We start from the raw sequence: 10,151 nt of genomic DNA on the forward strand, positions 1-10,151 counted from the left end.
CCTTCCTCGCGGGGGGGCTGGGGGGCCCCCCGGGCCCCCCCCAAACCCACCCGATCATGGCCAAGTCAGGCCCGCCACGCAGCGGCCAGGCCCGCCTCGGCTCCCGGCGGAGCGGCGGCCGAAGCCGTCCGTGGACGGATGGCTTTTCTTGATCTTCTCATGGTCTGGGGTTGCGTCAGACCCCCCGTCGGACCGTGTAGCATCTGGTTCGCACCGGGGCGGCGCCCCGGGTCACCGGTCCGGGTGGCGGAATGGCAGACGCGCTAGCTTGAGGTGCTAGTGCCCTTTAACGGGCGTGGGGGTTCAAGTCCCCCCTCGGACACGATCCATTACCTCACGGTAGCTAGAGTCGATCTTCACGGCGACTCGCACCGTGTTGGTTGCCGGCTGGTAGGCCAGGCGCAGGTTGAGTTGGCGGTACAGCTCCGCCTTTTCAGCGGCCTCGGCGGCAGAGAGCGCCACGGCGATGTCCCCGAGTGAGTTGATCATTTCGCTGATCTCGTCGCGGGTCAGCTGTCTTCCCTGGTCCTCGTTGGCCTGGCGGAGGCGGCGCTCGGCGGCGATCTTCTCGGCTTGGGCCTGTGCGATCCATGCGGTCACGACATGGGGGTCGGCTCCTGCGTCCAACGCCGCCCGGTAGCGGGTCAGCTTGGCGTTGCTCTCCTCGATCGTGCGTCGTGCCTGTGTTACGGCGGGGTCGTCGGATGCCGGACTGGACTGGGCCGCGACCATGGGACGACAGCCCCCGCTTCACGCCGGCCACGCTCTTACCGGGAAGATCCCTGCGCGTGCTGGGACCACAGGGCGTGGGCGTCTGCGAGCAGCTGCGTGACGGGAAGGTCCCCGCGCGGGCGGGACGACTGCCTGACGTCGCATGAGCTGCCTGGTGTCTGACGGAAGATCCCCGCGGGCGGGGACGACGGGACCACCGTGAACGAGGCCGTCGCGGACAGGGGGAGTTCCCCGCGCGGGCGAGGACGACGTGGTGAACGCACCGGTCACCGACGGGCCCATGGGAAGATCCCCGCGCGGGCGGGGACGACACGGTCCCGCGGACGGGCTGGGTGGCCGGGAAGGGAAGATCCCCGCGCGGCGGGGACGACGACACCATGCTCTGCGACATCTGCCCGGCCGGGGGAAGATCCCCGCGCGGGCGGGGGACGACGAGGATTCGCGCAGTCTCCGGCTCGCTCAGGGCGGAAGAACCCCGCGCGGGCGGGGACGACGCTTGCTGACCTGCGAGTTTATCCGCCGAGTACAGGAAAGCACATCGGTTCGTTGGCGCGGCTTCTTGTCTGGCCAGCCGCCGCTCGGTGCGACGGTGGACTGACTGACTACCTGCCTGCGTTGTCCACGCTGACCTGCTGCGGCGGCGCCGGGAGTCGTCTGCTGGGACGCCGGTGGTCGGTGAATCAGGGAGCGGTCGGTCAGGCCGCGGGGTATGTGGGCGTCGTTCCTGCGGGGCGCCATCGCGGTGGCCCTTACGTGCGATCGCGCCGTGAGATGAGTCCTCGTGAATGGCCTCGGCGTTTGTGGCTCGTCATGCGGTTCGCGGTGTTCTGGGGATGGCCTTCCTGAGGACCGTGCGGCGGAGGGTTTTCCACAGCTGTTCGCGGGGCCTGGTCCTCTTCGGGTTCGTGATGTTGGACTGGGGCTGATGTTGCAGGGCCTATTGGAGGTGCCGGATGGAGCGGGACGAGGCGGATTTCGACGGGGCGGCTGAGGCCGGTCTTCGTGGGTGTTTGGACGTCGGCTGGTGGCGTGGTACTGCCCAGGGCCTGCTGGCCGCCGGCTTTCCGATTCTCGGGTCGGGGTTGACGTTGCTGTATCACGCGCTGGATGGGCTTCTCGCTTCTCCGCTGGAGGGGGAACCGTCTGCGTTGCGGGCGCGCACGGAGATCACGCGGGCGATCGGGGAGCTCGAGTTCGCCGGGGTGCACGCGGCCGTATCGCCCGTGTCTGTGGGGGCGGCGGAGGACTGTGGCCCGTTGGGCTGGGAGGAGATCCGGGTCGTGTTGCGGGCCGCGGTGGAGGTGTTGCGCGCTCAGGTCGCGACTGCGGCGGATCCGGTGCCGGTGGCTCAGGCTGTGATCGCCACACGGAGGGCCTTGGCGGAGCTGGGGTGATGGCGCAGCCGCTGACTTACGGCGCCTTGGTTGCCGCCGCGCGCCGCGCGGCGGCGACGGCCGGTGTGACTCCGCTGCCGGTGCCGGGTGACGGTGCCGCCTGGGACGCGGCTGAGTTGGTGGGTCTGGTCGCGTTGGTGGGTAGGCATGCGCGGTTCCTCGGGCAGGTAGCGGGGCCGGGGAATCCGGCGTTGGAACTGGCCTGGCAGATCGAGGGGGCGGTGGAGGCAGCGCGTGGCGGGTTGCCGTCCGGGCCGGTTGAGCCTGGTGGGGCGTGGCGGGCGGCGATCGATCTGCTGGGGTTGGGTCATGATCTGTTGGCGTCGCAGCTGGGTCCTGAGGGGCAGCCGCAGGGGCCGGACGCGGCGGCGTTCGCGCATCGTGGCGCGGTCGCGGCGGCGACTGTTCCGCTTGCGTCGCTTGTTGGGCCGGTCGCGGACAGCGCGGCGGAGCGGGCTGGATCACTGCGTCGGCACCTGATGGCCCTCGCCCGGCCGTCAGCGGACGGGCGGCCCACGGAGGTGCTTGCGTCCGAGGATCCAGCGGTCACGTTGGGTACCGCACGAGCGTTGGATTCGGTCGCGGGTTTGCGTCCGATGGTGGATCTGATCGTGGAGGAGTTCCGCCGGGGAGACCTGCCGCAGGTCTTGGATGATGTTCGGCCGCTGTATGGGGATCGGGTCGCCCATCCGTTCGATCACACGCTGGAGCAGCTACGGCTGGCCGCGCATGAGCTGACTCGTCCGCCGGCGCGGGCACATCAGCCGGCGCTGGTCGAGTTCGCGGGCCTGGCGGTGGCGATCGGCGATTGGACCGGCGGCCTGGCGGGCTGGGCGCGGATGCGTAGCCGCGGCGAGGCCAGCAGCGCGTACGCCGCCGTGGCAGCGCGGGGGCAAGAGGTCGTGGCGGCCTGGCAGGCGGTGCATCAACGGCTGGGCTTGCTGCGGTCGCTGGGTTTGGACGGCCGGGCCGCGGCGGCGATCGCCGGGCAGGTGCGCCGGCAGGTCGAGCTGGCGGGCGCCGCGGCGGCGCGGGATTCCGGCGGTGTGGACCGGCGGGCGGCGCTGGTGACGGCGCGCCGTGCTGTTCTCGTGTTGCCGGAGCTCGCCGCGAGCAGTCAGGCCGCCTGCCAGCTGCTGCTCGCGGAGTCCCAGCTGAGGGCGGCCCCGTCGGCAAGGCCACAGGGCCGCATCGCGCGCAGCGGGGCGGAGCTGGTCCGGGCCTACCAGCGGGCCGAGCGGGTCTCGCGTGACCTGGTCGCCGCGTGCGCCGCGCTGCCCGGGCCGCAGCCGCTAGCGGGCCGCGCCGCCTACCTGGCCGACCGGTCGACGCCACTGGTCGTTGCTACCCCGCCGCCACCACCGGACCTCGATCACGCACGCCGGTCAGGGAAGATCAGTGCGCGGGATCCCCGCCACGGGGTGGTGACATGCGAGGCCGCCAGGTTCGAACAGGCGCTGCGCCACCCGGGCGGCGAGTTGGCCGCGATACTGTGCTCACACGCCCGCAGGGTAACGCTGTTCGGAGACGAACACGTGATCATCCTGGCCGCGTTGGTCGCCAGGTACGTCCCTGATCAGCTCGCGGTGGCAGGTCCGTCCTCGCCTCCGCGGCTTGGTGGTGCAGCTGATTCCCCCGAACCGCCTCCGCCCGGCGAGCCAGTCGCTGGCTCTGTCCCGGAGCTTGATCTCTGACGGACGGGCCGGTGGTGGGGTCCTCGCGGCGGCCCTCGTCGGTGACCTCGCGTCTGGTCTGGGTCCTCAAGGTGGCCCTCACCGGGCCCCTCGACCAGTTCGGGCCGGCGTTCCTCGCCTGAGGGCTGTGGCGAGGTCTGGGCCCTTCACGGTTGTCCACAGGCTGTCCGTCTACCCGTCGGGGAGCCGGGAGAGTGAGCGTCGCGCTGGCCGACATCAACCGCAGGTGAGGTAGCTCGGCAATGGAACGTGACAGAGCGACGGACACCCCTTCGGCCGGCACCGGTCCGCCGCCGGCACTGGGTTTGACCTACGAGACGGACCCTGCCCGGTGGCGTGGCATGGTCGCGGCGCTTTCCGCACAGCGCGAGGCGTCGCTGGGGACCGCGTGGCTCCTGCTGGAGGTGGCGGCCGCGGGGACGTTGTTCGAGCCGCTGGCCTCGGCGGGCCTGGCGACGTGGGCCGGGGTGGAGTGCCTCGCGGCCGGGGACGAGCTGCGTCGGGCGGAGCTGGCCTGGCTGCCGCTGCCCACGCCCCGGGCCGGCGCCGACGATGGCCCGGTCGGCCGAGGCGAGGTACGCGCGGTGCTGGTCACGGCATTCGAGACGCTCGGTGTCTGCCTGCCTATAGCGCCGGACCCGGCGGCGGTGTTGCGGGCGCAGGATCGCATCCGTACGGCGCTGAGGGTCCTCGCCGACGATGCCTGAGCCGCCCAGCTACAGCGGCCTACTGGACACGGCCGGATGGCAGATCGCCGACGCCGCGGCCCGGCCGCCGCCGGTCCGGCCGGACGAGGCGCTGCGGGACGCGCTCGGGCTGATCGGGCTGGCGGCGCTCGCCGGCCGGCACGTCCGCTTCCTCGGCCGGTCGGGCCCGGCCGACAACCCGGCGCTCCGGCTCGCCGGACGTCTGGACCAGGCGGTCCTCGCCGCCACCGACCTGCTGCCGATCAGCGAGGGCCACCCCGACTCGGCCTGGCGGGAGCCAGCGCGGACGCTCGGGCTCGCGCACGACCTGCTCGCGCTCCAGATCGGCCCAGCCGGCGAGCCCCGAAGCCCGGACGCCGCCACGCTGGCCCGCCCCGAGGTCATCACCGCGGCAGCACATCGGCTCGGAGCGCTGGTCGCCGTTGTCATCTCGACCGCAGCCCGACGCGCGGCCTATCTGCGGGCACACCTTCTCCGCGCGGCAGACCCCGTCGGACCTGCCGACCTACCCGACAGCGCTGGGCCAGCCGTGGCGCTGCGCATCGCGCAGGCACTGGACCGGCTCGCGCCGGCGCGGGCGACGGCGGCACAGCTCGGTGCGCGCCACGACGACAGCCAGCACCACCTCGCCGTCCTCGACGAGACCCCCACCGCACGGAGCCGCAGGTGGTGAACTCTTCGAGCAGAACCTCGAACGGCTTCGCCTGGCGGCGTTCACCCTCGCCCAGCCACCCGCTCGGCCCGCACGAGCCGGCCTCTACGCGATCGCGGACCTCGCCGCTGCCATCGGCAGTCTCGCCGGCCGGAACGCGGCTCTCATGGCCCGTCGCAGCGCCTCCCACGCCGCCTACAGCCGCGTCACCAACAGCGCCCACGCGGCGGCGGCAGCGTGGGAGGAGACTCGCCACCTGCTCGGCACGCGGCGCCTGCTCGGCTTCGACGGCCTGAAGACCGTCGAACTCGCCGGCCAACTACGCCAGCAGATCGACGCGATCGAGACGCCCGCCGACGCTGATCATTACGCCGCGCTGCTCATGGCGCGCCGCGCCGCGCTCGTGCTACCCGACCTTGCTGCCGCCAGCCACGCCGCGGTCAGCCGCCTCCACAGCGACGGGCTGCTGCTGACTCCCATGCCAGGCGGCCGCTACGGCCCGCCGGCGGAACCGGACGCCGAACTGCTGCACTCCTACGTCGACGCCATACGGCTGTCACGAAAGCTGCTCGCAAGCTGCGCCGGCCTGCCCGGACCGCAACCGCTGCCCGCCCGGACCGCGCGCCTCACCGGCCCGTCGATCGACCCTCCAGCACAAGCAGCTGCCAAGTCCCCGACCCTGCGGTCGCTGGACCCGGCACGACGCAGCCGGGAGGTACGGCTGCTCGACCCCCACCACGGCGTGATCGTCTGCGACACCGACCTGTTCGAACGAGCCCTGCGCCACCCCGACCCAGACCTGTGGACCATGCTGAACCCCCACGCGAACCGGCTACGACTGACCGGAACCGAATCCCGCGCCACCCTCGCCGCACTCGCCAGCCTCCACACCCCAACCCTGCTCGGCGGCCCGACCGAGCACCGCCCGCCGCCCGCTGGCGGCGAGGCACAGAGACAGGCGCTCGAAGCGATACCTCCAGGCGGCAACCCGGGTCCCCAGCCGACCTCCGTCCGGAGCTTGGTCTCTGACGGGCCGCATCCTGGGGCGCGTTGTCGGGGTCGGGCAGCCAGGTCACGAACGGGCGAACGGCGTTTACGTGGAGCCGTCGCGTGTTGTCCCAGACTTTCGTCGAGGTCATAGGCCGTTTCGACGACATGATCGGAATGTCCCAAAGGGAATCGACGACGGTCACGCAGCCAGCCCTTCGACCGACCGGGCGGCACAAGCCTGGACTCTGCGCATCCCATCCCCGGTGCCAGCTTCGCGGGAACGGCCCGACGCGTCCAGCGGCGTGTGTGGGCTACCGTCTCGGTAGCTGTTAGGTTCTCTGCCAGTCTTGGCGGGCCAAGTCAAGGGCACCATTTGTCAAGATCGGCCATGAGTCGCGGACCGGCTACTTCGCCACCACAGAAGGCTCTGACCTGCATGTTTCGTTGAAGGGCCGGTCAGGCTCTCTACGTCTGATCGTCTATCCAGCGCAGGACCCGGAGGCTTTTCTAGGTGTCGGGGTGGTCGTCACTGAGCGGTGACGGGCGGAGGGTGTCCTCGGCCTGCACCCGCGTACCCGCATGATCGCCGTCTCGGGTGGCTGATCGGCGAGGGTGCTCGCGCTGCCCAAGATGTCGGGGTGGTCGTCACCGAGTGCACGTCGCTTCCTGCTGAGCACCCGACAGCGGTGGACGAGAGTGGGTTCGGACTGTCGCCGATGAGCGGTCCGATCTGGTCGTAGACCGTAGCAGCTGTTGATCGTGGTGGGACACTGACCGTGTGAGTCACGGGGGTGAGTCAGCGGCCTGGGACTTCTTTGTCTCGTACACGGAAGTCGACCGGTCGTGGGCGGAGTGGGTTGCCTGGGAGTTGGAGGCGGCAGGGTACTCGGTCGTGGTCCAGGCCTGGGACATCCTCACGGGTGACAACTGGCCGGCGCGGGTCGATGAGGCGGTGCGGCGTAGCGCCCACACGGTGGCGGTTGTCTCGCCTGATTACCTCGCATCGGAGTGGGGTGCGGTGGAACGGCTGGCCGCTCTGCGCGCTGATCCGTCGGGGCACGGTCGGAAGCTGCTACCGGTGCGGGTGGGGGCAGCACGTGACGACGGTCTGCTCGGCTCGGTCGTCGATGTGACGTTGGTCGGTGTGGCGGAGCAGATTGCGCGGGAGCGGCTGTTGGCGGCGGCCCGGGCGGTGCGGTCTGGTGAACGAGCGAAGCCGGCGAACCGGCCGCCTTTTCCTCCTGCTGGGACTGTGCCTCCCGTCGAGGCGTCGCGGTTCCCGGGCCGGCCGTCCGGAATCTGGCGTATGCCGTGGCCGCGGAACCCGAACTTCGTAGGCCGTGCCAGCGAGTTGGCGGCTTTGCGACACCGGCTGGCGTATGGGTCTGGGGCGGTTCCAGTGCTGCCGCAGGCGCTGCACGGCATGGGTGGGGTCGGGAAGACGCAGCTCGTCGTTGAGTACGCCTACAGGTATGGGCGCTCGTACGACGTGGTCTGGTGGGTCGACGCCGAACAACCAGCCCTGATCGTCGCGGGCCTGGCCGGGCTTGCCGAGCGGCTTGGCGTCGCGGTGGAGGGCAAGGCGGAGGATTCTGCGGACGCTGCGGTCGAGAGCCTGCGTCGTGCAGAACAACACGCGGCGTGGCTGGTCATAGTGGACAACGCCGCAGGGCCTGACGTGCTGCCGGACATGCCGGTCTTGCGAGCCTTGCTGTCCGCCGCCGGCGGGGCTGGAGGCCACGTTGTCCTGACCAGTCGGGATAGCCGCTGGTCAGGGGTCGCGACTCCGATCGATGTGAGCGTGTTGCCACGGGAGGAGGCGGCTCGCCTCGTTCGTAGCCGTGCGGCCGGTCTGGATGAGGTGGCGTCGCTGGCTGTAGCGGACGCGGTCGACGGGCTCCCGCTCGCCTTGGAGCAGGCCGGAGCGTGGCTGGCGGAAACCGGGATGCCGGCTGACGTGTATGAACGAGAGCTACGGTCGCGCGCCCAGACTGTGATGAGCCACGGTGCACCTGCTGGCAGGGAACCGGTCGCGACCACCTGGACGGTGACGCTGCACAGACTGGACGATCCGACCGCCGTCGCGCTCGCCCAACTTTGGGCCCACTTCGGACCTGAGCCGATCCCGGTCGACTTGATCCGCGCAGACGTCGCCGAACTGCTCCCCGACGAGCTACGGCCGGCGGCGATCGACCCATTCAGGTATTCGGCGACAGTCGGCAAACTGGTTCGTCTCGCGCTCGTTCGTTCCGTCGGTGGAACCGTCGTCATGCACCGCCTCGTCCAGGCGGTACTGCGAGACGAAACCGATTCCGAGCGACGAGACATCCTGCGGAATGCCGCGCATCGTCTCTTGGCGGCAGCGCATCCAGCCGACCGTACAGTGCCTCGTGGCTGGCAGCGGCTCGCCCAGATCTATCCCCACCTGACTGCCACCAACCTGATCGTCTGCTCAGACGACGCAGCGCGTGATCTCGTTGTTTCTACCATCTGGTACCTGCGTCGGATAGGTGACCACCGAAGTGGCCGTGCTCTCGCAGAGCAAACATGCCGAGCCTGGTCGGCCACCGCTGGGGAGGCGCACCGCCACACACTTGCCGCCCGGGCAGAACTGGCCGCGACACTACGCGAATTGATGGACTACGTTGGCGCGCGCACCCTAGAAGAGCAGATTCTGACCTACCGGCGTGAACTGCTCGGCGACGACCATCCCGCCACGCTCGAAGCAATGACGCAGCTGGCGACTACACTGTGGGCGCTCGGCGATTATCCTGCGGCGCAGCTCCTTGAGGAACAACTGCTCGAACGACGCACAGAGCTACTTGGTGATGATCACCCAAATACCTTGGACGCGGCGGCCGAACTCGCCACGACGCTTCGCGAAGCTGGCGACTATATTGCTGCTCGCCGATACGAGGAGCGAATTCTTGCCCGGCGGCTGGAGCTACTCGGCGAAGACCACCCGGACACGTTGAAAGCCGCGGCTAACCTCGCGACAACACTGCTAGAAATCGGCGACTACACGGGAGCTCTGGCGCTTGAGCGGTGGGTCCTCGACCGGCGTCGCGAGTTGCTCGGCGAAGATCACCCTGACACCTTGAAGGCAACAACTGAAATCGCAGGAACAGTGCGCACGGAAGGAGACTACAGAACCGCCCTGCAACTCGCGGAGCGAGTACTTGAACGCTGCGAACAACTGCTTGGAGAGAATCATCCAGATACACTCGAAGCAGTCGTCAACCTAGCCGAAATCACCCGAGAGATCGGCAACTACGCAGCGGCCACGCGGCTTGGACAGCGGGTACTAGATCGACGTCGGGAGCTACTCGGCCCAGACCACCCCCGCACGCTGGCCGCGATGGTCAACCTGGCCGTGACGCTGCGGGACGCTGCGGATTACGCGGGTGCCCGGGAGTTGGAGCAGCATGTCTTCGACCGACGGCGAGAGCTACTCGGCCCCGACCATCCGGACACACTGGACGCGATGGCGGCAATGGCCGTGATATCGCGATGGGCGGCGGACTACGCGGGTGCCCGGGAACTCGAACAGCACGTCCTGGACCGAGAGCGAGAACTGTTCGGCCCCGATCACACTCGGACGCTGGCAGCGATGGCCAGCTTGGCCGTGACGGTGTGGAACGCTGGGGATTATGCGGGTGCTCGGGAGTTGGAGCAGGAGGTTCTCGACCGGCGGCGAGAGCTCCTCGGTCCCGACGATCCCCGGACCCTGGACGCGATGGCGGACGTGGCCGTGACGGTGCGGAACGCTGGGGACTACACGGGTGCCCGGGAGTTGGAGCAGGAGGTCCTCGACCGGCGGCGAGAGCTATTTGGCCCCGATCACACTCGGACCCTGGACGCGATGGCCGACCTGGCCGTCACGTTATGGTCGGCGGCGGATTATGCGGGTGCCCGGGAGTTGGAGCAGGAGGTCCTCGACCGGCGGCGAGAGCTATTTGGCCCCGATCACACTCGGACCCTG

The 10,151-nt window shown here is 69.8% G+C and carries 7 protein-coding genes and 1 tRNA gene; 7 read left to right on the forward strand and 1 reads right to left on the reverse strand.

Features of this window, described 5'->3' with window-relative positions; genetic code table 11:
- Positions 1 to 237 precede the first annotated feature (237 nt).
- Positions 238 to 322 (forward strand) — tRNA-Leu (locus I6A60_RS36940).
- On the opposite strand, the gene I6A60_RS36945 is transcribed toward I6A60_RS36940, so the two are convergent.
- The gene (locus I6A60_RS36945) at positions 304 to 732 is read right to left on the reverse strand and encodes a hypothetical protein (protein WP_203021933.1); all 429 of its coding nucleotides are present in this window, start codon (positions 730 to 732) and stop codon (positions 304 to 306) included. The genes I6A60_RS36940 and I6A60_RS36945 overlap by 19 nt on opposite strands.
- 953 nt (positions 733 to 1,685) lie before the next feature.
- On the opposite strand from I6A60_RS36945, the gene I6A60_RS36950 reads away from it, so the two are divergent.
- The 6 genes from I6A60_RS36950 to fxsT all read left to right on the forward strand — a co-directional run.
- Positions 1,686 to 2,126, forward strand: a complete 441-nt coding sequence (locus tag I6A60_RS36950) for a hypothetical protein (protein ID WP_203021932.1) — start codon at positions 1,686 to 1,688, stop codon at positions 2,124 to 2,126.
- A 596-nt stretch (positions 2,127 to 2,722) separates the two neighbouring features.
- Entirely contained in the window at positions 2,723 to 3,820 is a 1,098-nt protein-coding gene (locus I6A60_RS36955; protein ID WP_238437024.1) for a hypothetical protein, read from the forward strand.
- A 242-nt stretch (positions 3,821 to 4,062) separates the two neighbouring features.
- A complete protein-coding gene (locus I6A60_RS36960; RefSeq protein ID WP_203021930.1) occupies positions 4,063 to 4,527 on the forward strand; it encodes a hypothetical protein in 465 nt (154 codons plus the stop codon).
- Positions 4,520 to 5,200, forward strand: coding sequence for a hypothetical protein (locus I6A60_RS36965; RefSeq protein ID WP_203021929.1), 681 nt, complete (start codon positions 4,520 to 4,522; stop codon positions 5,198 to 5,200). Before I6A60_RS36960 ends, I6A60_RS36965 begins: the two co-directional genes overlap by 8 nt.
- Positions 5,124 to 6,320: a hypothetical protein gene (locus tag I6A60_RS36970; protein ID WP_203021928.1), complete on the forward strand. Its 1,197-nt coding sequence runs from the start codon at positions 5,124 to 5,126 to the stop codon at positions 6,318 to 6,320. The genes I6A60_RS36965 and I6A60_RS36970 overlap by 77 nt, the downstream gene beginning before the upstream one ends.
- 627 nt (positions 6,321 to 6,947) lie before the next feature.
- Positions 6,948 to 10,151, forward strand: a 3,204-nt coding sequence (fxsT, locus tag I6A60_RS36975; protein WP_203021927.1) for an FxSxx-COOH system tetratricopeptide repeat protein, incomplete at its 3' end; no start/stop codon positions are given.

Source organism: Frankia sp. AgB1.9 (genome assembly GCF_016786355.1).
Lineage (GTDB): Bacteria > Actinomycetota > Actinomycetes > Frankiales > Frankiaceae > Pseudofrankia.